A 24,573-nucleotide genomic window follows, 5' to 3' on the forward strand; every position below is an offset into this window, starting at 1 on the left:
CCCCGTCGCTAAAGCAGGAAGTCACTCGCGGTCAGGTTGTGCACCCCGATCAGCCTGATCGCGAAATCCACCGTCGCCGGATTATTGTCGACATTCGCCTCGACAAAGCTGTCCGTACCGTTGGAATAGACATGAAGCTGGCCCGGCCCGGAAAAGGCCGCATTGCCGATGAAGCTGAAGGCCTGGTTTCCCGACAGCGCCGGCATGGCGTCGATTGCGGACAGGTCGATCCGGTCGATCCCCTGCTGGAAATCCATGATCCGGTCCATGATCGCGGGCGTGCTGTTGCCTGTGGCGTTATAGATGAACAGGTCGGCATCGGCGCCGCCGGTCAATATGTCCGCGCCCGCCCCTCCTGTGATGCGGTCGGCGCCTGCCCCTCCATCGATGATGTCGTTGCCGCCCGCGCCGTTCAGCGTGTCGGACCCGCCATTGCCGATCAGCGTGTCGTTGCCGCCGGCGCCCCTCAGCGTGTCTTCCTCTCCCTGACCGATGAGTGTCGATCCACCGCTTGCCGCCGTCAGCGACAGGCCGGACACATTGTTGACGACGACCGTCAGGTTCTGGAAATCCTGCGCGCCCAGGCTGTCCGTGGCCAGCACCTGCACCTGATAGCGATTGTCCAGGTTGGAATCTGCGGGCGCCTCGAAATCCGGAGCGCTCTTGAAGGTCAGGACGCCGGTCTGAGGATCGATGGAAAAGAGCGCGCCATCAACGGCTGACCCCAGCGAATAGGTGATTGTCTGGCCCAGATTGACGTCCGTCGCCACGACCTTCGTCACGGCCGTACCATTTTCGGCCATTCGGATGGTTGCGGAAGCCCCCCCGCCATTCGAGATGATGATCGGCGCGGCGTTGAGGATGGTGACGGTGACGGCGATGGCCTGGTCGTCATAGAATGTTCCGTCGGACGCGCGGACGATGACGTCATAGACATTGTCCTTGCCCGTGTCCGTCGGCAGCAGATAATTGGGCGTGTTGACGAAGTTGAGCTGCCCTGTCGAAGCGTTGATCGTGAATTTGCTCGCATCCACGCCGCCCGCAATGGAATAGGCCAGCGTCGTGTTGGCATCCGGATCGACCGCCGTCACCTTCATCACCGGCCGCGTGCCGGTGGAGACGGAAACGGCAGCCGTATCGCCGCCGCCGCCGGAAGTGATCACCGGCGCATGCTCGTTCGCATTGGTGACGGTGACGTTGATGGCCTGATCGTCGAACAGCGCTCCGTCGGACACCCTTACCGTCAGGCTATAGACATTGTTCGCGTTCGCATCGCCGGGCAGGTCGTAATTGGGCGGGCTGAGGAAGGCGAGCGCGCCGGTCGATGCATCGATAGAGAAAAGCGCGCGATCGGGTCCGCCGACGATAGAATAGGCGAGAACCGTAGCCGCATCGGGATCGGTCGCGGTCACGCTGGTCACGGCGGTTGTGTTTTCGGCGACGGAAATAGCCGCGGACGCGCCGCCGCCGTTGGAGGTTATGACCGGCGCCTCGTTCACATTGGTGATCGTGACTGCGATCGCCTGATCATCGTACAGCGTGCCGTCGGACGCACGCACCACGACGTCATAGACATTGTTCGTCCCGGCGTCGGTAGCCGCCTCGAAATTCGGCGCGGTGAGGAAAGCCAAGGCGCCCGTCGCGCTGTCGATCTTGAATTTCGCGGCGTCCGCTCCGCCGGAGATGGAATAGCCGATCACCGTTCCGACATCCGCGTCGGTCGCGACAACGGTCGTCACCGCGGTGCCGTTCTCTGCCATGGAAAGCGCCGCTGTCGGACCGCCGCCACCGGAGACGATCACCGGCGGATTCTTATATTCCAGCGTGACATTGTGCAGGCCATAGCCGCCCAGATCGACCGTCACGATCTCCCCGACCCGGCTATAGCCCAAGGCTCCGGTGACGACGATCCCGTCCGTGCCCGGATTGGCGATGTCGATGACGACCTTCCCCTCCCCCTGAACGGAAAAGGCAAGATTGTGACCGTCGCCGGCGACGCTCAGCAGCACGGCCCGCATCGGCAGGTCGGTGATGTGCGTCACATCGTCCGCCGCTGCTCCCAGATTGATCCTGAAGGTTCCGCCGCTCTGGGGAAGGAAGACGCTGTCGCTGTCATAGGCGTACCAGCCGGCCACATTCTGGATGACCAGAGCGCCTTGGCGGTCGACGTCCAGCGACAGATTGCCGACATTGGCGCCGCCGACGCTGGCGGTGATGCTGTTGCCCGCCACCGTGGTCGTGATCGTCGCATTCCTGACCGCCGTCATGCGCGCGGCCAGATCGTCCAGGGTGACGAACTCCATGTTCGCCGCCACCGCATGCTGCAACCAGCTCGTGAACATCGAAATATCATAGGGACTGTCCACCGTCGGGCTGCCCGACAGGAAATCCGCAGCGCCATAATCATGCCAGGGCCAGACGATCACCGGCGTCTGCGCATTGGCGACCAGCTTGTCGAACTCCCCGATCCAGGCGGCTGTCGCCTCCGCCACGGTCTTCTTCTGAAATTCGATGAGTGTGTAGTCGAAGGAGGTGTTGGGCGCGAAATAGATCTGGTTCTGATTGTCCGGCGTCAGATAGCCGAAGGCATTGGGATAGCCCGCCCCCTGCGCCGCATAGCCGCCGGTCAAATAGTCCGACACATATTTCATGATCTCCTGCGAGGTCGGCAGCAGTTCCGGCGCGCCCGGCACGGCCGCGCCCGTGATCTGGAACGGCTGGTTCAGATAGGCGCCGATCTGCTGGTTGAGGATCGTGATGCTGTTCTGGAATTCGGTCTGGATCTGCTGCGCGCTGAGCAGGTTGGTGTTTTCCGGATGCGTCAGGCTGTGCGTGCCGATCTCATTGCCAAGGTCCAGCAGCGCCTTGTAATAAGGCAGGGACACCGCCCAGTCGGTACCGGTGCCGTTCGTGCCGTCGCCGACGTTCAGATAAAAGCTGCCGACGAAATTATAATCCGCCTTCCACTGCGTCAGGATGGGCAACAGCTTGTCGTAGATGCCGGGCGTGCTGCCCGCGGGATTGACGTCTTCCAGTTCCTGGCTCTGGTCCATGTCGACGCGGGCCGCGACGATGCCGGAATCTCGCGACAGGTGCAGGCCGACCGACAGGCCGGTGCCGTTCGCCGCATAGGAGATCGCCTGCTGCAGCATATTGGCGTCGGCCATGATGCCTTCGCTGGAGAACAGAATGTTGCGCGCCGCCCCGGTCTGCGTCGCCAGCGCGGCCGAATAGACGGAGCCGCCATCGATGGTCTCGGTCGCGATCTGGTGGCCCGTGCCGCTGACGCTGGTAAAGGCGTTCCAGCCGACGCCGGTGTAGCTGTTCACCTGCTGGCCATTGGCATAATGGTCGAGGACGAGGCCCGTCGCGTCGGTCGCGTTCACCACCACATTGCCGGTGCCCCCGGTGACGCGGGTTGCGTCGAACAGCAGCTTCATCTGCGCATAGGGATCGCCGGGCAGCGGATCGCCGCCGATCGTACCGCCCTGCACATGGGGCTGGTTCGTCATGAACTCGCCCGCCGTGACCAGGCCGATGCCCAGTTGTTTGCTCGCCATTTCCAGCGTGTGGGAAATCGCCTCCACCTTGTCGACGGGCACGTTGCGGAAGGACGGGAACACCAGCGCATCGTAATGGGACAGCTTGGCAAGGTCGGTCAGGTCCGCTTCCGTCAATATGTCGAAGGGGATGCCGGCCTGGATCGCCTGCGCCTGAACCGACATGAAAAGCTGCGAATAGGCTGTGGGGCTGAAATAGGCGTCGGCTGTCGTCTCGGAAAAGACGATGCCGATCCGCATGTCAGGCGCCTGGGTTGCGATCGTCTGGTTGAAGACCGTGAACGGCGCCGACAGATAATTGGACGGCATGAAGCTGTTCGACAGGTTGTTGATGTCGTAATAGGTGTACATCGCCGCCGGATTGCCCACCGCCGAAGTGGGGAGGCGGAATTCGACCGTGGTCCGGTCAGCCGACCAGGCCGTCTGCAGCCCGGACAGCACCAGCGTCTCCCCCGCTGCGCCGGTGTAGAGGTTCACCGTGCCGTCCGCCGCGAAGTTCACATTATATTCGGCGCCGCCGGCAAAGCCGAAAATCTGATAGCCCGTGGCGGTCCTGCCGTCCGTGTTCAGCCAGACGGTGGTGTCCGCGCCTATGGCGACCGGGGCCGTCAGGGCGAAGACGAAGGCGTCATTGTCCAGGGTCGCATAAACCTGATAGCCGGGGGCGCTGTTGTCGTCGATCCGGTCGGTTGCGAGCCAGTCATTCAGAGAGCCGTCGATGGTGACGCTGTGGCCATAGGTCATGGCAAACCCCCAAACTTATGGATGCCGAAATCATTTCATAAGTTTGCGACCGAATATCTTTTGGTTTTTCCAAGTAAAAACCAGTCACGTCCTGCATATTGGGCCATGAAGCACAACGCTTTTGCCCGACACCGAAGACAAAGGATGCCGTTCCGGGACATGCCCAGCCATTATCCATGTCGATGAGGCTGTATCAGGGTATAGAAGTCATCTTCTCATGCCCGTAGCAGTTCCCATGACCGGGATTCCGCCCAAGGCTACAGTCACACCGCGCATCTATCTGGGGCGACTCGGTTTTTGAAGTTTTTACCCATGGTTAATTTGCGGTTAGGCATGTTCCAATGTCAACTTCAATGAACAGAATCTCCCGAAAAATCCAAAATAACGGCAAATATGCCGACAATTAACGATGTCATTTCGTTAAGTATAGCTGACGGTTTATATCCATAGCCATATCCCTACCTTCTTTATTTTACTTTATACCGCTTCCGCTTCGACCACCTGTCCCGCCGGAGGCCGTTCATCAGATCGGGATCGATGTTCCGCGAGAAGGGACTGGGATTGTGCTTGGGGCGTGCGAAAAACTATCGTCGATCGGCCTTCTTGCCGTCGCAACGCTGATGCTGGCTGCATGTGGAGGCGGAGATGAAGGTTCGCCAACCCCCGCACCCACGCCGACCCCGGTCCCGACACCATCACCCTCCCCCAGCCCTTCCCCCACCCCCACTCCGGCACCCGCGACGCTTTCCAGTTGGGACTGGATATTGCAGAGCCAGGGCCTACCCCCGGCGCCGCCTCCCGTTGCCTATCTCGACGTCGACGGGTTCGACACGGCCGCATCCTATGTGGCGCTGGCCAAATCCCGTGGAACCAGGACGATCTGCTATCTCGATGTCGGATCGGCGGAGAGCAACCGGCCCGACTATGCCAGCCTCTCGGCCATATCCGGACTATTGGGCAACAGCTATCCCGGCTTTGCGGGCGAACGTTATATCGACATTCGCCGCTACCCCGAATTCATCCAGATCATGGACGACCGGCTGCGCATGTGCCGGGACAAGGGTTTCGACTATGTCGAATTCGACGTGATGGATGCGTTCGAGGATGGAGCCGCGACGACGGGGTTCAACCTGACCGAACAGGACATGATCGCCTATGTGACCGCCCTGTCCGCCCGGGCGCGCGGCTATGGACTGAAACCGGTGCAGAAGAACGCCAGCGGTTCGTCCGCGGCGCTGGTGCCGCTGTTCGATGCCATATTGTTCGAAGGATGCGTGCTGGGCGATTTCTGTGCCGACAGCGCGCCCTATGTTACGGCGGGCAAGCCGGCGTTCAATGCCGAATATCCGGAGGAATGGCCCGCCGGAACCTTCGACCGCGCCAGAACATGCAGCGTGTCCGCCAGCGCCACCGTCTCCACGATCATCACCGTCGTGGACCTGGACAGGCCCGCACCGGACCGCTGCGTTCCTTGAAACGGGCTTCGCAGGAATGTGAAGGGAATGGCGCACCCGGAACGATTCGAACGTCCGACCCTCAGATTCGTAGTCTGATGCTCTATCCAGCTGAGCTACGGGTGCGTTGTGGAGGGGCAGATAGAAGGGGGCGGGCAGTCTGGCAACCCCTAAACTGGACAATCTTGAATTTAAAAGATGCCGTGCGACCGAGCCTGAGGACAAGCGGCTTCACGCCCGTGCAAGCAAGGGAAAACGGAATTTGGGGAAATGGCGCACCCGGAACGATTCGAACGTCCGACCCTCAGATTCGTAGTCTGATGCTCTATCCAGCTGAGCTACGGGTGCGTTGGAGTGGCGCAGATAGAAGCGGCCAGACATTTGGGCAAGCCCTTTTTGCACTTTTTTGGCGGACTGCCTGATCGAAGGCGCCGTACCGCAACCTTGTCCCGCTCCGGTCGTTCGAGAGGCAGGAAAGGATGCTGAGATGACCTTCACTCCCAACGAAATCGCGCTGCTGGTGATCGCGCTGCTGATCGGGCTGCTTCTGGGCCTCATCATGAGCGGACGCGGCAAATATAAGCGCTACTGGCGTGATGAGCAGCTTGCCCACGCCCAGGCGGTCAAGGACCGCGACGCCCGCCTGACGGCGGCGCAGGAGCGGATTGCCGAACTGGAACGTCAGTCGGTTCCTCCACGCTCCGCCACCCTTGGGACCGCCGAAAGCACGCATGAACGGGATGATTTCAGCCGCATCCGGGGCATCACCCCTCAGGACGAGATCGCGCTCAATCAGGCGGGCTATCATCGCTACGATCAGATCGCGGCGATCAGCAGCGAGCAGGAGGCAGCGCTTGAAACGCGCCTCGGCCTGCGAAGCGGCGTGATTTCCCGGGAGGAATGGCGGAAACAGGCCCGCCTGCTGGATGCGCGTCAGGATCATGAACATGCGCGGCTCTACGACCAGCGCGCCACGCCTGTCTGAAAAGGAAGGGGGCGGGATAATCTCCCGCCCCCTTCCTGTCATTTCCGGTTCGCCAGCGCCGCCTGAGCCGCCGCCAGTCGCGCGATCGGCACGCGATAGGGCGAGGCCGACACATAATCGAGGCCGGTCTTCTCGCAGAAGGCGATGGAGGCCGGGTCGCCGCCATGTTCCCCGCAAATGCCGAGCTTGATGCCCTCGCGGGTCGCTCGACCGCGTTCGGCGGCCAGTTCGATCAGTTCGCCAACGCCTTCCACGTCGATGCTGACGAACGGGTCGCGGGCGAAGATGCCCTTGTCCACATATTGCGTCAGGAAGCGCCCGGCATCGTCGCGGCTGATGCCGATGGTGGTCTGCGTCAGGTCGTTGGTGCCGAAGGAGAAGAATTCGCCCACTTCCGCGATCTCGCCCGCCTTCAGCGCGGCGCGCGGCAGTTCGATCATCGTGCCGACCAGATAGTCGACGCTGGCGCCCTGCTCCTCGAAAACCTGCTTGGCCACGCTGTCGACGATCGCCTTCATCAGTTCCAGCTCTTTCTTCGTCGCAACGAGCGGGATCATGATTTCGGGGATCGGCGCCTCGCCGCTGCGCTGCTTGATGATCAGCGCGGCTTCGAAGATGGCGCGGGCCTGCATCTCGTAGATTTCAGGATAGGTGACGCCCAGACGGCAACCGCGATGGCCGAGCATCGGGTTGAATTCGTGCAGTTCGGCAGCGCGGCGCTTCAATGCTTCCACGCCGACGCCCGCAGCCTTGGCCACTTCCTCGAACTCCGCTTCGCCATGCGGCAGGAATTCGTGCAGCGGCGGATCGAGCAGGCGAATGGTGACGGGCAGGCCCGCCATCACCATGAAGATCTGCGCGAAGTCGTCGCGCTGTTCCGGCAGCAGCTTGTCGAGCGCGATGCGGCGGCCCTTTTCCGTGTCCGCGAGGATCATCTCGCGCACGGCGGTGATGCGGGCCGCGTCGAAGAACATATGCTCGGTACGGCAGAGGCCCACGCCTTCAGCGCCGAAATCGCGGGCGGTCTGGCAATCCAGCGGCGTTTCGGCATTGGCCCGGACCTTGAGGCGGCGGACCTTGTCGGCCCAGCCCATCAGCGTGCCGAAGTCCCCCGCCAGTTCCGGCTGCACGGTCGGCACTTCGCCCGCCATCACCTCGCCGGTCGAACCGTCGATGGTGAGGATGTCGCCTTCCTTGAGCGTGCGGCCTTCGATGCGCAGCGTCTTGGCGGCGTTGTCGATCGACAGGCTGCCCGCGCCGGAAACGCAGGGACGGCCCATGCCGCGCGCCACCACGGCCGCGTGGCTGGTCATGCCGCCGCGCGCGGTCAGGATGCCCTTGGCCGCATGCATGCCGTGAATGTCCTCGGGAGAGGTTTCCACGCGAACGAGGATCACCGAATCGCCCAGTTCGTTGCGGCGCTCCGCAGTGTCGGCGTCGAACACGATGGCGCCCGAAGCCGCGCCCGGAGAGGCGGGCAGGCCCTTGGTCAGCACGTCGCGCGGCGCCTTGGGATCGAGCGTCGGATGCAGAAGCTGGTCGAGCGCGGCGGGATCGACGCGGGCGACGGCTTCTTCCTCGGTGATCAGGCCCTCATTCGCCATGTCGACCGCGATCTTGAGCGCGGCCTTGGCGGTGCGCTTGCCCGAACGGGTCTGGAGCATCCAGAGCTTGCCCTGCTGCACCGTGAACTCGATGTCCTGCATGTCGCGATAATGGGTTTCGAGGATCTGGAACACCCGCGCCAGTTCGGCATAGGTTTCCGGCATCGCCTCTTCCATCGACAGCGGCTTGGCCCCTGCCCGCTCGCGCGCCTGCCTGGTAAGGTATTGCGGCGTGCGAATGCCCGCAACCACATCCTCGCCCTGCGCATTGATCAGATATTCGCCATAATAGGCATTCTCGCCGGTCGCCGGGTCGCGGGTGAAAGCGACGCCGGTGGCGGAAGTATCGCCCATATTGCCGAACACCATTGCCTGCACGTTGACGGCCGTGCCCCAATCATGGGGAATCGAGTTCAGGCGGCGATAGACCTTGGCGCGGTCAGCCTGCCAGCTGCCGAAGACGGCGCTGATCGCGCCCCAGAGCTGGTCGTTCACATCCTGCGGGAAGGGCTTGTTCCAAAGTTTTGAAACAAGGCCCTTATATTCGGTGACGAGCGCCTTCCAGTCGTCGGCGGTCATTTCCGTGTCGAGCGTGTAGCCCTGGTCTTCCTTGGCGACTTCCAGCGCTTCCTCGAACGCGCCATGGTCGAGTTCCAGCACCACGTCCGAATACATCTGGATGAAACGGCGATAGCTGTCCCAGGCGAAACGTTCGTCGCCGGAAGCGGCAGCCAGACCCAGCACGGTTTCGTCGTTGAGGCCGAGGTTCAAGACCGTGTCCATCATGCCGGGCATCGAGATACGCGCGCCGGAACGAACGGAAACCAGCAGCGGGTCGGCCTTGTCACCGAACTTCTTGCCGGTGATGCCCTCGATATGGGCGATGCCGTTGGCGACTTCCGCTTTCAGGCTTTCAGGATAGACCCCGCCGTCCTGATAATAGCGGGTGCACATCTCCGTGGTGATGGTGAAGCCCGGGGGCACCGGCAGGCCGATCGCAGCCATGCCGTCCAGATTCGCACCCTTGCCGCCGAGAAGATTCTTGTCCCCTTTGCCGCCATCATCGACGCCGCCGCCGAAACGATAAACATAACGGGTTGCGGTCGTGCTCATGCTGGCCTCTTCCATTGTCAACATAATCGCGGCTCTCCTGCACTGATTGCCGTGTATTTGTGCGATGCAACAAAACTTAAACAACAGGCGGGCGACAAACGCACCCGCTTTTACGACGATTGCTCTCCGATTCCACTGATTTTCCCGCTTGTGCGGGTATGTTTTGGTATTAGCCCGTAATTTTCGAGAAGTCGGCCACCGCGTGGACGGCGTTCCGCACCCGCGCAAGCAGCGCGAGGCGAGCGGAACGTTTCGCCGGATCGGCATCGTTGACGGTGACGGTTTCGAAAAAGGCGTCGATCGGCGCCCGCAATGTTGCAAGTGCTGCCATGGCCCCTTCGAAATCTTCCGCCGCCAGAGAGGCGTCAGCGCGAGGCTCCGCGGCGTCCAGCGCGGCGATCAGGTCCGCCTCCGCCTGTTCGGGGGCATGGGAGAGTTCGACCTGCCCGGCTGTTTCGGCGCCTTCCTTCTTGAGGATGTTTGCCGCGCGCTTGTAGCCGGCGAGGAGGTTGGCGCCATCGTCGGTGGCGATGAAGGACTGGAGCGCCTTCACGCGGGCGAGCAGGCGGACCAGATCGTCTTCCCCGCCCAGCGCGAATATGGCGTCGATCAGGTCATGGCGGACGCCGGCTTCACGCTGCTGGACCTTCAGACGGTCCGCGAAGAAGTCGAGCAATTCACCCTCCGCCACGGACAGACGCAAATTATTGGCGGTGACGATCTGGATGACGCCCAGCGCTGCCCTGCGGAGGGCGAAAGGATCGCGCGAGCCGGTAGGCTTCTCATCGATGCCGAAGAAGGAGCGGAGCGTATCCAGTTTGTCGGCCAGCGATAGCGCCACGGTCAGCGGCGCGGTCGGGACCTCATCTCCCTGCCCGACCGGCTTGTAATGATCGCGGATGGCATCCGCCACGCCATCGGGCAGGCCTTCAGCCCGGGCATAGTAGCCGCCCATGATGCCTTGAAGCTCGGGGAACTCGCCTACCATTTCGGTGACGAGGTCGGCCTTGGCGAGACGGGCAGCCTGTTCGGCCAAGTCCGCCAGCGCCTTTTTCCCCTCGTCATTCCCATAGCGGGAATCCATCGCCGATGTTGCGTCCGGGTGAGAGATCTGGGGATGGGGTCCTGCCTTCGCAGGGGCGACGATGCCTTCTTCCACCAACCGGCGCGCCAGCTTTGCGACACGCTCCACCTTATCGGCCACGGTGCCGAGCTTTTCGTGGAAGGTGATGCGTTCCAGCTTCTTTGCGTGATCCTCCAGCTTCGTCCTGCGATCCTGCTCCCAGAAGAAGCGGGCATCCGACAGGCGGGCGGCGAGAACCTTGCGGTTGCCCGCCACGATCGCCGCGCCGCCATCCTTCGCCTCGATATTGGCGGTGCAGATGAAGGCGGGGGCCAGCTTGCCGTTCGCGTCGCGCAGGACGAAATATTTCTGGTTGATGCGCAGGGTTAGCTGAATGACTTCAGGCGGCACCTCAAGGAAGGCCGGGTCGAAATCGCCCAAGAGCGGGACCGGCCACTCTGTCAGCCCCGCATTCTCCGCGATGAGGCCCTTGTCCTCGATCACCGCGTAGCCGCGGGCTGCCGCGGCTTCGGCAGCCTTTGCCTCGATGATCGACTGGCGTTCCTGGTGGCTGGCGATCACATGGCATGCGCGCAGCTTTTCGGCATAGTCATGCGCGCCGCCGATGGTGATCTCGCCGGGATGGTGGAAGCGGTGCCCCAGCGTTGCGTAACCGCTGCGGATGCCTTCGATTTCGATGTCGACCAGGTCTTCGCCCAGGATCGCGACGATGCCTTGCAGCGGGCGAACCCAGCGCAGGCTTTCCGTGGTCTGCGATGCGGCGCCCCAGCGCATCGACTTGGGCCAGGGGAAGCTGCGGATAATGGCAGGGACGGCTTCGGCCAGAACCTCGGCAGTGGCGCGGCCGGGCTTGTTCACCGTGGCGAACCAGACGCCGTCACGTTCCTCAAGCTGATCCTGGGTCAGGCCGGTCTTGCGAAGGAAGCCCTCCAGCGCCTGCGCGGGCGCCGAAGTGCGGGGCCCCTTGAATTCTTCGCTGACAGCGGCGGTTTCCAGCGGCAGGTTGCGGGCTATCAGGGCCAGGCGGCGGGGGGTGACGAAGCTGTCGATGCTTTCGGGCTGCAGGCCGGACCTTGCCAGTTCCTCGGTGAAGAGGCGGGCAAGGTCTTCCGATGCCTTGATCTGCATGCGCGCGGGGATTTCCTCGCAGCGCAGTTCGAGGAGGAAATCAGTCATTATGCGACCCACCGGTTCTTCGCCATCCATGCTTCGCAGCTTCCCTTAGCAAGATCGCGAACGCGGCCGATGTAACTGGCGCGCTCCTGCACTGAGATCACGCCCCGCGCTTGCAACAGGTTGAAGATGTGTGAAGCTTTGATGGCCTGTTCATAAGCGGGGATCGGTAATTCCGCTACAAGGCAGTTTTCGCATTCCGCGACAGCCTTTCGGAAAGCATCGAAAAGGCTGTCGGTATTGGCCACTTCAAAGTTCCAAACCGACATCTGTCGTTCGTTTTCCAAAAAGACGTCGCCATAGGTGACACCGGCATCGTTGAACGCCAGATCGTAAATGCTGTCTTTACCCTGAATATAAAGGGCGAGGCGTTCCAACCCATAAGTCAGTTCGCCTGAGACCGGCTTGCAGTCGAAACCACCCATTTGCTGGAAATAGGTAAACTGGCTGATCTCCATGCCGTCGCACCAAACTTCCCAACCCAATCCCCATGCGCCCAGCGTCGGACTTTCCCAATCATCCTCGACGAAGCGTATGTCGTGAACCAGCGGATCGATGCCGATCGCCGCCAAGCTGCCCAAGTACAGTTCCTGTAAATTGGCAGGACTGGGCTTCATGATAACCTGATATTGATAATAATGCTGAAGCCTGTTGGGGTTTTGGCCATAGCGACCATCGGTCGGCCGCCTGCTCGGTTGTACGAAGGCGGCGTTCCAATTGTCCGGACCAAGCGCGCGCAAGGTCGTCGCAGTATGAAATGTCCCGGCGCCCATTTCCATGTCATAGGGCTGCAGGATCACGCAGCCCTGCCGTCCCCAATAGGCATGCAGGGTCAGGATCAGGTCCTGAAAGGAAAGCGCTTTACTTGTCGCCACCGGTGGTCCCCAGAAATCATGGCTTTAAGAAAATGACGGATCGATTGCGGCGCGCCTTGGCGCAGCGAGGGCGCAGGGTCAAGGGAAAGAGGGCGGGCTTAACCGTAAATCCGCTTGCTCTGGCGGCCGGTGGCCCGCATGGAAGGGAAAACCCTTAAGGAAACGGACCCGCAATTCAGATGAGATGGCCCTCTTTCCGCTGGCTGGCCCCCGCCATAATGCTGCTTGGCGGATGCGCGCTGGAACAGCCCGCCGCCGCCCGCGGTGCGGCGACGCGCTCCGCCTATGTGACGCCGGCCCTGTGGGAGGTGAAGGACGCCGACACCACCATCTATCTGTTCGGCACCGTCCATGTGATGAAGCCGGGGGTCGACTGGTTCAAGGGCTGGGTCAGATCGGCCTTCGATCAGTCGGACGAGCTGGTGCTGGAGATCGTCGAGCCGGAAGATCCCAATGGGCTGGCGTCCACCATGGCGGGCGCGGCGCTTGCGCGGGACGGCGTGAAGCTGTCGGACCGCCTGGGCGCGGACGACCGCGCCAAATATCAGGCGGCGATGAGCACGAACGGGCTTCCCTGGCAGGCCTTCGAGATGTTCAATCCCTGGATGGCGGGCATGGCGCTGTCGGTGAAGCCCCTGGAAGCGCTGGGCTACAAGTCGGACCTGGGCGCGGAGAAGGTGCTGACGGCGGCGGCCAGGGCTTCGGGCAAGAAGGTCGGCGCGCTGGAGACGGTGGAGCAGCAGCTCGGCTATTTCGCCGGCCTGCCGATGGAGCAGCAGGTGAACTTCCTGACCGCGACCATAGAGGGCCTGCCGGACATGGACCGGGAGTTCGCCAGCTTGGTCGCGCACTGGCAGGGCGGGGAGCCGGACAAGCTGGCGGCGGAGATGAACGAATCGCTGGAGGCGACGCCGGAACTGGCCCAGGTGCTGCTGATCCAGCGCAACGCCAACTGGGCGAAATGGATCAAGCGGCGGCTCAACCAGCCGGGCACGCTGTTCATTGCCGTCGGCGCCGGGCATCTGGCGGGCAAGGGCAGCGTGCAGGACCAGTTGGCGGCGCTGGGCATCGCGTCGGCACGGGTGAAACAATAGGATGATCGGCCTTCTGGCGCGCTGGCTGGGGCTGGCCGTCCTATGCCTGATTGCCGCTTGCGGGGAGAATCCCCCTGCCCCACCGCCCGGTGGAGGGCCCGCGCTTTGGCGGGTGGAGGGCAAGGGCGTCGACGGCTGGCTGTTCGGCACCATCCATATATTGCCGGACGGCGTGGAATGGCGGACCGGGCCGATCAAGGAGGCGATCGGACGAGCGGACAGGCTGGTGCTGGAATCGGCCGGGATACAGGATCAGGCGGGCACTTTGGCGCAGTTCGAGAGGATGGGGCGCAGTCCGGGGCTGCCCCTGCTGGAGACGCGCGTTCCGGCGGGAGACAAGGCGGCGCTGGAGGAGATCGTCGAGAATGGCGGCACCAATACGCAAACTCTCTCCGCTTATAAGGATTGGGCGGCGGCGATGCTGCTTTCGGCGGCGGCGCAACAGGCCCTGCATGTCAGCCAGGATCATGGCGTCGAACCCGCGCTGATCGCGACATTCGGAAAGGCGGGCAAGCCCATAAGCGGGCTGGAGACTGTGGAGCGGCAGTTTCGGGCCTTCGATACGCTCCCCCCGGATGCGCAGCGGCGGCTGCTGGTCGATACGGTGCGCGAGGCGAAGGAGATGCGGCGGCTTTACGACCATATCCTCAACGCCTGGATCAGGGGCGATCTCGCCACCCTTGCGCGGGACGGCAGGTTGGGCGAGACGCCCGATCCGGTGGTGGAACAGGCGGTGCTGGTGGACCGGAACCGTGACTGGGTGAAGTCGGTGGAGACGCTCGAGGGGCGGCCCTTCATCGCGGTGGGCGCGGGACATCTGGCGGGCAAGGACAATCTGGTCGACCTGCTTCGGGCCGGTGGATACAGGGTGACGCGGATGCAGTAGCACCCATCCCGCTTCCCGGCCCTTGCTTTCCAGCGCCTTTCTGCTATTGGGCCGCGGTCCCGACATGGTCATCCCTGGAGGCGTGGCGGGCACCTACATCAATTTGCTTTTGGAGACACGCAATGAGCGAGCAGCTTACGCTGTCGGCAGAGGCACGCGATCGGGCAGGCAAGGGAGCCTCCCGCGCTCTCCGCCGTGAGGGCCGCGTACCCGCCGTCATCTATGGTAACAATGAAGAACCGCAGTCGATCCACGTCGAGGAAAAGCTTCTCAACAAGCTGCTCGGCACCGGCCATTTCTTCAATTCGGTCGTCTTCGTCGAAGTGGGCGGCAAGAAGGTCCGCACCCTCGCCAAGGATGTGGCTTTCCACCCCGTGACCGACCGTCCGCTGCACGCCGATTTCCTGCGCGTTTCGGAACATGCCACCGTCCACGTCAACGTGCCGGTTGTCTTCAGCAATGAAGACGCTTCGCCCGGCCTGAAGAAGGGCGGCGTGCTCAACATCGTCGCGCACGAGATCGAACTGATCGTCGATGCGGCCGAGATTCCGGACGATGTCGTCGTCGACCTGACCGGCCTGGATGTCGGTGAGTCGATCCACATTGGCGCCGTGAAGCTGCCCAAGGGCGCCAAGGCCGCCCATGACGAAACCGACTTCACCGTCGCGACCATCGTTGCCCCCTCGGCTCTGAAGAGCGCCGAAGGCGACAATGAGACGCCGGCTCAGGGCGAATAAGCCCCTAGTCTGGCTGGCCGTTTATCGGTTCGCTCAACCCCCGTTCGGGCTGAGCTTGTCGAAGCCCCGTTCTTTTCGAAGAAGTGAGGCCGTTCGACAGGTTCAGGACGAACGGGGGTTTGTCTTATCGGGAGTATCGACGCGATGCAGATCTGGGTGGGCCTGGGCAATCCCGGAACCCAATATGCGATGAACCGGCATAATGTCGGTTTCATGGCGGTCGACCTGATCGCGGACATGCATCGCTTCTCTCCGCCGAAGAAGCAGTTCCAGGGCTGGGTGCAGGAAGGACGCATCGGTCCTGAGAAGATCGTCCTGCTGAAACCGGCAACCTTCATGAACGAGAGCGGACGCTCGGTTGGGGAAGCCATGCGCTTCTACAAACTGACGCCGCAGGATGTGACGGTCTTTCACGACGAACTGGACCTTGCGCCCATGAAGGTCAAGGTGAAGCGCGGCGGCGGCAATGCGGGACATAACGGCCTGCGTTCGACCGATGCGCATATAGGGGCGGAGTTTCGCCGGGTGAGGATCGGCATCGGCCATCCGGGGCACAAGGACCGGGTGCACGGCTATGTGCTGGGCAATTATCACAAGAGCGAGATGGACGCGCTGGCCGACATGCTGGGCGCGATCGGAGCGGAAGCGGAGTGGCTCGCCAAGGGAGAGGATGCGCGGTTCATGAATGAGGTGGCGCTGCGGCTGGCGGACTGAGACGGGCGAATTGCGCGTCCGTCCGCCCTGCCCTCACGGTGAAATGGCCAGGGTGGATTGCGGACTGTCGCAGTCCCACGCCATAGAGTAGGCCTGACTTTCCACTGACCAAGGGGATCCGGGTGATACAGACCTTCGCGACGCAGCCTTTCGACGACCAGAAGCCGGGCACGTCCGGCCTGCGCAAGAAGGTGCGGGTCTTCCAGCAGCCCCATTATGCCGAAAATTTCGTCCAGTCGGTCTTCGACAGCCTTGAAGGGTTCGAGGACCAGACGCTGGTGGTCGGCGGCGATGGCCGCTACCTCAATCGGGAGGTTATCCAGACCGTTTTGAAGATGGCGGCGGCCAATGGTTTCGGCCGTGTTCTGGTGGGGCGGGGCGGAATTCTCTCCACTCCGGCGGCCTCGCATCTGATCCGGTCGTCGGGGGCCTTTGGCGGACTGGTTCTGTCCGCCAGCCACAATCCGGGCGGGCCGGACGAGGATTTCGGGATCAAATATAATGTCTCGAACGGCGGCCCGGCGCCGGAGAAGGTGACCGACGCCATTCATGCGCGGACCCTGGCCATCGACAGCTATCGCTTTTTCGAGGCGAACGATGTCGACATCGACACGCTGGGCAGCACGACCCTGGGCGACATGACCGTCGAGGTGGTCGATCCGGTCGCGGGCTATGCCGAACTGATGGAGAAGCTGTTCGACTTTACCGCGATCCGGGCGATGATCGCGGACGGCTTCAGCCTTTCCTTCGATTCGATGAGCGCGGTGACGGGCCCCTATGCCGTCGAGATTTTCGAAAAGCGGCTGGGCGCGCCTGCGGGAACCGTGCGCAACGCCACCCCGCTGACCGACTTCGGCCATCATCATCCCGATCCCAATCTGGTTCACGCCAGGGAGCTGTACGACCGGATGATGGCGCCGGACGCGCCGGATTTCGGCGCCGCTTCGGATGGCGATGGCGACCGCAACCTGATCATCGGGCGACATTGTTACGTCACCCCTTCGGATTCGCTCGCCGTGCTGGCGGCCAATGCGCATCTGGCGCCGGGCTATGCGGCGGGCCTCAAGGGCATTGCGCGCTCGATGCCGACCAGCGGCGCGGCCGATCGCGTCGCGGAAAAGCTGGGCATTCCACTCTATGAAACGCCGACGGGATGGAAATTCTTCGGCAATCTGCTGGATGCCGGCATGGCAACCATCTGCGGGGAGGAAAGCGCCGGCACCGGGTCCGACCATGTGCGGGAAAAGGACGGCATCTGGGCGGTGCTGCTGTGGCTCAACATCCTGGCCGTCCGGCGGCAAAGCGTGGCGCAGATCATGGCCGAACATTGGGCGACCTATGGCCGCAACTATTATGCGCGGCATGATTATGAAGCGATTGCCAAGGACAGGGCCGATGCGCTGATGGCGGCGTTGCGGGACCGACTGGAGGCGCTGCCGAGCACGACAAACAGCGGCGGCACGGTGCAGAGCGCCGACGATTTCGCCTATAGCGATCCGACCGACCAATCCGTCAGCCGCAACCAGGGCGTGCGCGTGCTGTTCGAGGATGGTTCACGGGTGGTGTTCCGGCTTTCGGGGACGGGTACGGAGGGCGCGACCCTGCGCGTCTATATCGAGCGCTATGTGGGCGCGGATGGCGATCTGGCGCTGGAGACGAGCGAGGCGCTCGCACCGCTGGTGAAGGCGGCGCAGGAAATTGCGGACATTTCGGGCTTTACCGGGATGGAACGGCCGAGCGTGATTACCTGAGGACAGTCGCCAAAGCTTACCATGGGGAAATGGACCGGAAATGAGGGCACGCTAAAGGGCGGGCAATCGACCGACGCTCTTCGTGCTTCTGCGAAGGCAGTAGCCCAGTCCGGCCATTTGGAAGACGAATAAACGTCTGAACTGGGCTCCTGCCTCCACAGGAGCAGCATCATCAAGAGCGGCGCTTTTGTTTGCGAGGACGTGATGCGTCGCCTGTTGCCTGCCCTCTCCTGCGCGCTGATCGCCATGGCCGCCCCTGCCCAGGCCCGGACGGCGGAAGATGAGCAATTCTGGCTGAACCTCACCGCCATGGGCCCGATCTCCGGCGATCTCGTCTATTTCGCGGAGATTCAGCCACGCTTCGGGGATGGCGTTTCAGGGGTCGACCAGACCATCCTGCGCGGTGGCCTGGGCTGGAAACTGTCCCCCAGCGTGACCGTCTATCAGGGCTATGCCCATGTCGTGCTGCCGGTCGACAATGGGCGCGACGTGAATGAGGAGCGAAGCTTCCAGCAGGTCAACTGGACCATCGGCAAGCCCTGGGGCGGCGAGCTTTCGTCGCGGACCCGGCTGGAGCAGCGCTGGCGTTCCGACGGCGACGACATGGGCTGGCGACTGCGGGAGATGCTGCGCTACGAAAAGCCGCTGGGCAGCAAGGCGGTGAGCGCTCTCGTCTATGGCGAGGGCTTCGTGGCGCTCAACAGCACCGACTGGGGCGCGAAGGGCGGGTTCGATCAGTTGCGCAGCTTCATCGGGGCCGAGATCGCGCTGGGCGGCGCATCGACGGCCGAGATCGGCTATCTCAACCAGTGGATCGACCGGCGCGGCGGCAATGCGCGCGTGAACCATGTCGCTTCCGTCACGCTCTTCTTCCGTCATTGAGGCCGCACGGACTCTGGCCAAGCCGCCGGGAAAGCGCTATCGGCGCGGCCATCGGATTTGACGTGAAGGCAGTATCATGGGTTTTCGTTGCGGTATCGTCGGGCTTCCCAATGTGGGCAAGTCCACCCTGTTCAATGCGCTGACGGAGACGCAGGCGGCGCAGGCGGCGAACTATCCCTTCTGCACGATCGAGCCCAATGTCGGGCAGGTCGCCGTGCCCGACCAGCGCCTGCAGACGATCGCGAAGATCGGCGGTTCGGCCAAGATCATCGAGACGCAGCTTGCCTTCGTCGACATTGCAGGGCTGGTGCGCGGCGCGTCCAAGGGCGAAGGCCTGGGCAACCAGTTCCTGGCGAACATCCGCGAGGTGGACGCCATCGTCCATGTGCTGCGCTGCTTCGAGGATGACGACATCACCCATGTCGAGGGCAAGGTGGACCCCATTGCCGACGCCGAGACGGTCGAGACCGAGTTGATGCTGGCGGACCTCGAATCCCTTGAAAAGCGCGTGCCGAACTTCGCCAAGAAGGCGGCGCAGGGCGACAAGGAGGCGAAGGCCGCGGCGTCCGTGCTGGGCAAGGCGCTGGACCTGCTGCGCGAGGGCAAGCCGGCGCGGCTGACCCGGCCGGGCGACGATGAGGAGGAACGCATCTTCCGCCAGGCGCAACTGCTGACGGCCAAGCCTGTGCTCTACGTCTGCAATGTCGAGGAAGAAAGCGCGGCACAAGGCAACGCCCATTCGGCCCGCGTGTTCGAAAAGGCGGCGGCGGAAGGTGCGAAGGCAGTGATCGTCTCAGCCGCGATCGAAGCCGAACTCATCACCATGCCGGTCGAGGAGCGGGCTGAATATCTGGAGGCTCTGGGGCTGGAGGAAGCCGGCCTCGCCCGCATCATCCGCGCCGGTTATGAACTGCTTGGCCTCATCACCTTCTTCACCGTTGGACCGAAGGAGGCGCGCGCCTGGACAGTGGCCAAGGGATCGAAGGCGCCCCAGGCGGCAGGGGCGATCCATACCGATTTCGAAAAGGGCTTCATCCGGGCGGAAACCATGGCCTATGCGGATTACGTCCAGTATAATGGCGAGGCCGGGGCCAAGGAAGCGGGCAAGTGGCGTTCCGAAGGCAAGGAATATGTGACGCAGGATGGCGACATCATGCTGTTCCGGTTCAACGTCTGAGGGCCGATGCTGCGTCCGGGACAGATGGCTGCGCGACGCAAGGCGGCCTTTCCCCCCAGCGTAGACGAAGCGACGCGGCTGCTGATCCTGGGCAGCCTGCCGGGTGACGTATCGATCAGGCAGGGCGAATATTATGCGCATCGGGGCAACGCCTTCTGGGCGCTGATGGGCGATGTGCTGGGCGAGGATCTGCGCGGCCAGCCCTATGCGATGCGGTTGAAGCGGCTGAAGGCAAGGGCAGTGGGCCTTTGGGACGTGATCGAAAGCGCCGATCGGGAGGGCAGCCTGGACAGCGCGATCCGGGGCGCGGAGTTGCGCGACCTGTCGGCCTTCGTGGATCGGCTTCCCGCGCTGGAGGCTGTGGCCTTCAACGGCAAGACCGCCGCGCTGCATGGGCGGCGCCAGATCGGGGCGCGGCCGGGACTGGCTCTGATCGACCTCCCCTCCTCCAGCGGCGCTTTCGCCAGCATGTCGCGGGAGGCGAAGCGGAACGCCTGGATGGCGATGATGCCCTATGTGAGCGGGGCATAGGGCGCTCGTCACTTTACCGTCATGGTCCTTCTGCTAAGGCAGGGGCATGTTTTTCCGCCGCTTTTCCTTCGCCGGCCTTCTCCTTCTTCAGGTGCTCGGCGGCTGCGCGCGACCGGACGAGCGGCCGGTGTCCAGTTCCGCACCGGCCGAGCGGCGCGAACCGGTCACGATATTGATATCCATCGACGGCTTCCGCCCGGATTATCTGAAACGAGGCGTGACGCCGCATTTATCCGCGCTGGCCGCGAGCGGGGTCGAGGCAGCGATGCGCCCCTCCTTCCCCACCAAGACCTTCCCCAATCATTGGGCCATAGTGACCGGCCAGCGTCCCGACCGCAGCGGCATCGTCGCCAACAGGATGGAGGATACGGCGCGCCCCGGTGAGACCTTCACCATGGCGACCGACGATCCCTTCTGGTGGAACGGGGCCGAGCCGATCTGGGTGACGGCGGAGAAGGCCGGCGTACGGACGGGGACATTGTTCTGGCCCGGGTCCAACGTGGCCTGGGGCGGGACGGAAGCGGCGGAGTGGCCGCACAGGATCAGCGGCGGCACCCGGCCGGGCGACTGGGCACAGTTCAACCAGGAGATTTCGGGGACGCAGCGGGTGAACGGCGTGCTGGACCTGTTGCGGCGGCCGGCGGCGATCCGCCCGCGCTTCCTGACGCTCTATTTCGATGCGGTGGACACGGCGGGCCATGCAGCCGGACCGGAAGCGGCCGAGACGACGCAGGCGGCGGCGGAGATCGATGGCGAGATCGGCATGCTGGTCGACGGGTTGGAGGCCATGGGCCAGCCGGCCAATCTCGTGATCCTGTCCGACCATGGCATGGCGCAGAAATCGAGCGAGCGGGTGGTCGCGCTGGACAAGGTGGCGGACCCGGCTGACTACCGCATCGTCGAAAGCGGACCTTATGCCAGCCTGGCTGCGCAACCGGGGCATGAAGCGGCGCTGGAGACGGACCTGCTGAAGCCCCATGCGCATATGCAATGCTGGCGGAAAAGCGCGATCCCAGCGCGTTTCCATTATGGCGCGCATCCGCGCATCCCGCCTTATTTCTGCCTTGCCGAAACCGGCTGGATGATACAGCCGAGCGGTCCCGTCAAACCGTTCGTCGGCGGCGATCATGGCTGGGACAATCAGGCGCCGGAAATGCAGGCCCTGTTCATCGCCAATGGCCCGGCTTTCGACAGAGGGTTCACGCCACCTTCGGGTTTCGACAATGTCGACATCTATCCGCTGCTCGCAACGCTGCTGGGAATCGCGCCCCGCCCGGGCGACGGCAATTCCGCCACATTGGCAGGTCTTGTCAGGCATTGACGTTCGCGTAAACGGAAACTACTCCTTCACCCGTTGCGGAAGGAAACGGGTATGAGCGAGATCGTCTATTTCGAAGATGTGCAGGTAGGTGACAGGAACGAATTCGGTCCGCTCACCATCAGCCGGGAGGAGATCGTCGCCTTTGCCAGCGAATTCGACCCTCAGCCCTTCCATCTGTCCGACGAGGCCGCGGCGGGCACGCATTTCGGCAGCCTGGCCTCCAGCGGGTGGCATACCACGGCTCTGTCGATGAAGATGATGGTGGCGGAATGGCAGCGCAATCCGGGCATTCAGGCCGCCAGCCTGGGTGCGATGGGCGTGGATGAACTGCGCTGGTTGCAGCCGGTTCGTCCGGGCGACACGCTGCGCGGCGTTTCCGAGGTGATAGAGGTCAAGGCGTCGCGCAGCCGCCCCGAAATGGGGATCGTGAAGACCCACATCACGCTCTTCAACCAACGCGACGAACCGGTGCTGTCGATGAAGCCCATCGCCATGTTCCGGACGCGCCCGGCTTGAGTCAACGGGGCTGGTTGGCGCGGGCGTCGGCGGCCATGATGCGGATCGAAGGCTTTAAGGCGCTGGCGATCTGGATGGTGTGAAGGCCCGGCGACAGGTCGAACCACAGGATCTTGCGGATGCCGGAACAGGACGGCCCATGCTCATGGGCGACGGAGGTCAGCGCGGTCGTGCCGGTGGCGGCGTCCACCCAGGCGCCTTCCGACAGAGCGATGCCGATGCGCGCCGTATCCTTCACGGCCAGGGTGAAGAGGCCCGCATGGCTTTTCGGAAGGGACTTGCCGGGCGGGACGATGAACTGAACCTGCGGACCGGGTCGCAACTCTGCGACGACAGGCTTGCCCAGGATGATGCGCGGCGCGGTGGATGCCGTCGCGCCCGCGGTCACGGTGCCGCTCTGGGTCCAGCTTGTCCAGGGTTCGGGCAGGGATGGCGCACCGGCGCAGGGATCAGCCGCGGCTTGGGCGTGTAGCGGGGCGAGGGCAAGAAGGAGGAGAAGCCGCTTCATCGGTGCTTCCTTCACAGGCGATGGGATGGCGTCCGGACCGGATTTATCGCGCGCACGCATTGCGCTGAATGGTCGATCCCCGTCATCCTATTTCCTCCCGAACAGCTTTTCTATGTCGCCATGGCCCAGCTTCACCCAGGTCGGGCGGCCATGATTGCATTGGCCGCTGCGGGGGGTGATCTCCATCTCGCGGAGCAGGGCGTTCATCTCCGTGACGCTCAGCACCCGCCCGGCGCGGACGGAGCCATGACACGCCATGGTGGCAGCTACCAGATCCAGCCGTTCCTTCAGGGAGAGCGCACTGTCATAGGCGGCGAGATCGTCGGCCAGATCGGACACCAGTCCCTGCACATCTCCCTGCCCCAGCATCGCGGGCGTTGCGCGCACCAGCATGGCGGCGGGACCGAAGCGCTCCAGTTCCAGCCCGAATTCCTTCAGTTCCTCGATCCGCGCCTCCAGCCGGTCGCAGGCGGGCTCGTCCAGTTCGACCACTTCGGGCAGCAACAGCGTTTGGGCGGCGACGCCCTGCCCTTCCATGGCGCGGCGCATGCGTTCGAGGGTCAGCCGTTCGTGCGCGGCATGCTGGTCGACGATGACCAGCCCATCCTCTGCTTCCGCGACGATATAGGTGCGGGCGACCTGCCCACGGGCGACGCCCAGCGGGAAGCTGGTTCCTTCAGGCGCGGGTGCGGCGGCAGGTTCGGCGCGGGCCTGCGGCGGGGGCGTCAGGAAGCCGGGACGGCGCTCGGCCACAGAATAGGCCGGAACGGACGCGCCGGCGGCTTCGAATATCGGCATGGCGCCGATCGGCGTGGGGGAAACCGGTTCGGGCTTCCACGCCGAAAGGCCGGCGGGGTCGGCATGCTGGACAGCGCGGAAACCCTCCGCATCCAGCGCGCGGCGCAGACCGGAGACGATCATGCCCCGGATCAGCGCCGGATCGCGAAAGCGGACCTCCGTCTTGGCGGGATGGACGTTGACATCCACCTCCAGCGGCGGAACGTCAAGGAACAGCGCCACCACCGGATGCCGATCCCGCGCCAGCATGTCGGCATAGGCGCCCCTCACCGCCCCGACCAGCAGCCGGTCGCGCACCGGACGGCCGTTCACGAACAGGAACTGATGATCGCCCACCCCCCGATTATAGGTCGGCAGCGAGGCCACGCCAGACAGGCGCACCCCCTCTCTTTCCAGCGCCACGATGACATGATTGTCGGCCAGCGCCCGGTCGGTGAGCGCGGCGACGCGATCCTCCCGCGCCTCCCCCGCCTGCACGCCCAGCACGCGCCGACCGTCATGCTCCATGCTGAAGGCCACGGACGGATGCGCCATGGCAAGGCGACGGATGACATCGAGGCAGGCGGCATATTCCGCCTTGGCGGAGCGCAGGAACTTGCGACGGGCGGGGACGCGGGCGAAAAGCTGTTCGACCGTGACGCGCGTGCCGGGGGGCAGCGCGGCGGGGCCTTCGCTCACCACCACGCCATTGTCGACTGTTCGGTTCCAACCGTCCTGCCCCTGCGGCCGGCTGTCGATGGAAAGACGCGCGACGCTGGCGATGGAGGGCAGCGCTTCGCCCCGGAAACCCAGCGTCGCGACATTTTCGATGGCGTCGTCGGGCAGTTTGGACGTGGCGTGGCGTTCCAGCGCCAGCGCCATATCATCCCGGGTCATGCCGCAGCCGTCGTCGCTCACCTCCATCCGGTCGAGCCCGCCATTGGAGATGCGGATGGCGATCCGGAGAGATCCGGCATCCAGCGCATTTTCCACGATTTCCTTGAGCGCGCTGGCGGGCCTTTCGACCACTTCGCCCGCGGCGATGCGATTGACCAGATGTTCGGGCAGACGGCGTATTGACATTGAT

General features: G+C 63.6%; 18 protein-coding genes and 2 tRNA genes. 12 read left to right on the forward strand and 8 right to left on the reverse strand.

Annotated elements, in window-relative coordinates; all coding sequences use genetic code 11:
* Positions 1 to 8: 8 nt before the first annotated feature.
* Complete coding sequence (locus EWH10_RS10305; RefSeq protein WP_044662400.1) at positions 9 to 4,304, reverse strand: cadherin domain-containing protein; 4,296 nt, start codon at positions 4,302 to 4,304, stop codon at positions 9 to 11.
* Positions 4,305 to 4,924: 620 nt separating this feature from the next.
* On the opposite strand from EWH10_RS10305, the gene EWH10_RS10310 reads away from it, so the two are divergent.
* On the forward strand, positions 4,925 to 5,779 hold the full coding sequence (locus EWH10_RS10310; RefSeq protein ID WP_262857313.1) for an endo alpha-1,4 polygalactosaminidase: 855 nt from the start codon (positions 4,925 to 4,927) through the stop codon (positions 5,777 to 5,779).
* 28 nt (positions 5,780 to 5,807) lie between these two features.
* Here EWH10_RS10310 and EWH10_RS10315 read toward each other — a convergent pair.
* Together EWH10_RS10315 and EWH10_RS10320 are read right to left on the reverse strand one after the other, a co-directional pair.
* Positions 5,808 to 5,884: transfer RNA gene (locus tag EWH10_RS10315), tRNA-Arg, on the reverse strand.
* Positions 5,885 to 6,029: 145 nt separating this feature from the next.
* Positions 6,030 to 6,106: transfer RNA gene (locus EWH10_RS10320), tRNA-Arg, on the reverse strand.
* 139 nt (positions 6,107 to 6,245) lie between these two features.
* On the opposite strand from EWH10_RS10320, the gene EWH10_RS10325 reads away from it, so the two are divergent.
* Complete coding sequence (locus tag EWH10_RS10325; RefSeq protein ID WP_044662402.1) at positions 6,246 to 6,743, forward strand: hypothetical protein; 498 nt, start codon at positions 6,246 to 6,248, stop codon at positions 6,741 to 6,743.
* A 38-nt stretch (positions 6,744 to 6,781) separates the two neighbouring features.
* On the opposite strand, the gene ppdK is transcribed toward EWH10_RS10325, so the two are convergent.
* From ppdK to EWH10_RS10340, 3 genes are all read right to left on the reverse strand, one after another.
* A complete protein-coding gene (gene ppdK / locus EWH10_RS10330) occupies positions 6,782 to 9,484 on the reverse strand; it encodes a pyruvate, phosphate dikinase (protein WP_044662403.1) in 2,703 nt (900 codons plus the stop codon).
* Positions 9,485 to 9,629: 145 nt separating this feature from the next.
* Positions 9,630 to 11,720 carry a glycine--tRNA ligase subunit beta gene (glyS, locus tag EWH10_RS10335; RefSeq protein ID WP_044662404.1) on the reverse strand — a complete coding sequence of 697 codons (2,091 nt, stop codon included), beginning with the start codon at positions 11,718 to 11,720 and terminating at the stop codon, positions 9,630 to 9,632.
* Positions 11,720 to 12,592: a glycine--tRNA ligase subunit alpha gene (locus EWH10_RS10340; RefSeq protein WP_044662405.1), complete on the reverse strand. Its 873-nt coding sequence runs from the start codon at positions 12,590 to 12,592 to the stop codon at positions 11,720 to 11,722. The genes glyS and EWH10_RS10340 overlap by 1 nt, the downstream gene beginning before the upstream one ends.
* A gap of 179 nt (positions 12,593 to 12,771) precedes the next feature.
* Between EWH10_RS10340 and EWH10_RS10345 the strand changes: the two genes are divergently transcribed.
* The 10 genes from EWH10_RS10345 to EWH10_RS10390 all read left to right on the forward strand — a co-directional run bounded on the left by EWH10_RS10345 (position 12,772) and on the right by EWH10_RS10390 (position 22,201).
* Positions 12,772 to 13,686 carry a TraB/GumN family protein gene (locus EWH10_RS10345; RefSeq protein ID WP_044662406.1) on the forward strand — a complete coding sequence of 305 codons (915 nt, stop codon included), beginning with the start codon at positions 12,772 to 12,774 and terminating at the stop codon, positions 13,684 to 13,686.
* A 1-nt stretch (position 13,687) separates the two neighbouring features.
* Positions 13,688 to 14,572, forward strand: a complete 885-nt coding sequence (locus tag EWH10_RS10350; protein WP_044662407.1) for a TraB/GumN family protein — start codon at positions 13,688 to 13,690, stop codon at positions 14,570 to 14,572.
* 122 nt (positions 14,573 to 14,694) lie between these two features.
* Complete coding sequence (locus tag EWH10_RS10355; RefSeq protein WP_025550158.1) at positions 14,695 to 15,309, forward strand: 50S ribosomal protein L25/general stress protein Ctc; 615 nt, start codon at positions 14,695 to 14,697, stop codon at positions 15,307 to 15,309.
* Between the two features lie 144 nt (positions 15,310 to 15,453).
* Positions 15,454 to 16,023: an aminoacyl-tRNA hydrolase gene (pth, locus tag EWH10_RS10360; protein WP_044662408.1), complete on the forward strand. Its 570-nt coding sequence runs from the start codon at positions 15,454 to 15,456 to the stop codon at positions 16,021 to 16,023.
* Positions 16,024 to 16,145: 122 nt separating this feature from the next.
* Positions 16,146 to 17,774, forward strand: a complete 1,629-nt coding sequence (locus EWH10_RS10365; protein WP_065845985.1) for an alpha-D-glucose phosphate-specific phosphoglucomutase — start codon at positions 16,146 to 16,148, stop codon at positions 17,772 to 17,774.
* Between the two features lie 204 nt (positions 17,775 to 17,978).
* A complete protein-coding gene (locus EWH10_RS10370; RefSeq protein ID WP_044662410.1) occupies positions 17,979 to 18,656 on the forward strand; it encodes a DUF2490 domain-containing protein in 678 nt (225 codons plus the stop codon).
* 76 nt (positions 18,657 to 18,732) lie between these two features.
* On the forward strand, positions 18,733 to 19,833 hold the full coding sequence (gene ychF / locus EWH10_RS10375) for a redox-regulated ATPase YchF (RefSeq protein WP_025550155.1): 1,101 nt from the start codon (positions 18,733 to 18,735) through the stop codon (positions 19,831 to 19,833).
* A gap of 6 nt (positions 19,834 to 19,839) precedes the next feature.
* Positions 19,840 to 20,364, forward strand: coding sequence for a DNA-deoxyinosine glycosylase (locus EWH10_RS10380; protein ID WP_025550154.1), 525 nt, complete (start codon positions 19,840 to 19,842; stop codon positions 20,362 to 20,364).
* Positions 20,365 to 20,410: 46 nt separating this feature from the next.
* A complete protein-coding gene (locus tag EWH10_RS10385; protein WP_044662411.1) occupies positions 20,411 to 21,685 on the forward strand; it encodes an alkaline phosphatase family protein in 1,275 nt (424 codons plus the stop codon).
* A gap of 51 nt (positions 21,686 to 21,736) precedes the next feature.
* Positions 21,737 to 22,201: a MaoC family dehydratase gene (locus EWH10_RS10390; RefSeq protein ID WP_044662412.1), complete on the forward strand. Its 465-nt coding sequence runs from the start codon at positions 21,737 to 21,739 to the stop codon at positions 22,199 to 22,201.
* A 1-nt stretch (position 22,202) separates the two neighbouring features.
* On the opposite strand, the gene EWH10_RS10395 is transcribed toward EWH10_RS10390, so the two are convergent.
* Together EWH10_RS10395 and mutL are read right to left on the reverse strand one after the other, a co-directional pair.
* A complete protein-coding gene (locus EWH10_RS10395; protein ID WP_044662413.1) occupies positions 22,203 to 22,709 on the reverse strand; it encodes a hypothetical protein in 507 nt (168 codons plus the stop codon).
* Between the two features lie 87 nt (positions 22,710 to 22,796).
* Positions 22,797 to 24,569 carry a DNA mismatch repair endonuclease MutL gene (gene mutL / locus EWH10_RS10400; RefSeq protein WP_044662414.1) on the reverse strand — a complete coding sequence of 591 codons (1,773 nt, stop codon included), beginning with the start codon at positions 24,567 to 24,569 and terminating at the stop codon, positions 22,797 to 22,799.
* Between the last annotated feature and the right edge of the window lie 4 nt (positions 24,570 to 24,573).

It is taken from the genome of Sphingobium fuliginis, assembly GCF_004152845.1.
Taxonomy (GTDB): Bacteria; Pseudomonadota; Alphaproteobacteria; order Sphingomonadales; family Sphingomonadaceae; genus Sphingobium; species Sphingobium fuliginis.